The organism is Staphylococcus sp. EG-SA-2, assembly GCF_017152085.1.
The window spans coordinates 1-247 of record NZ_JACYHC010000379.1 but is presented as its reverse complement, the minus strand read 5'-3'; the positions used below and the strand labels follow the sequence as shown (position 1 = coordinate 247).

The following is a 247-nucleotide window of genomic DNA, read 5'->3' as shown; positions in this document are numbered from 1 at the left end:
TAGTAGTTTTCCTTTCCTGATGGACCAAAACCTAATTTAATCCAATCTATATAATCAAACGATACTTTCAAATTACCCTCTCTTGTAAAATCAAATTCACATGATGTCCATGGTTCTAAATCTTCTTTAAATGCGTTTCTTAACTTCTTAAACAATCTATATAAATCCGTCCACAAATCATAAAATACTTTTTCAGAGACATTATACTCTCTAGGGATATATGTGTAATAATTCAATTCATCACTAC

Annotated in this window: 1 protein-coding gene; it reads right to left on the bottom strand. The window is 29.1% G+C overall.

Features of this window, described 5'->3' with window-relative positions; all coding sequences use genetic code 11:
* A partial coding sequence (locus tag IDG60_RS03545) for a TIGR01741 family protein (RefSeq protein ID WP_206160499.1) occupies positions 1-247 on the bottom strand: 247 nt, incomplete at both ends.